Genomic DNA, 332 nt, shown 5'->3' on the forward strand with positions numbered 1-332 from the left:
GTTCCATCCAGTCAAGAAAGGTCTCTCTATCCAATAGTTCCATCCTTTATCTTCCTACTTTTAAGTTTGAAGTTATGCCGTAGTTCTTCCATGTTCTTAGGATTACAGTAGAGACTTCTGTTGCGTATCGCCTCCTCGATGTCATGTAGGTCGTAGTAGCAACGCCCATAGATCATCTTGTAGCCGATTCGGTCTGCACTGCGCATACGCTGGAGGGTACGTTTACTGATACCGAGTATCTCGGCTAACTCATCATTGGAGATAAGGCGGTTTTCATACTCCGTCTTTGCCTTTTTCTCCTGCTCCACATACCGAAGAATCTTTTCTATCTT

General features: G+C 44.3%; 1 protein-coding gene. It reads right to left on the reverse strand.

Annotated features, from left to right (window positions below):
• Window positions 1-26: 26 nt before the first annotated feature.
• On the reverse strand, window positions 27-332 hold a 306-nt coding region (locus tag JT26_RS01305; protein ID WP_036845037.1), incomplete at its 5' end, for a helix-turn-helix domain-containing protein.

It is taken from the genome of Porphyromonas sp. COT-108 OH1349 (genome assembly GCF_000768755.1).
Classification (GTDB): Bacteria; Bacteroidota; Bacteroidia; order Bacteroidales; family Porphyromonadaceae; genus Porphyromonas_A; species Porphyromonas_A canoris.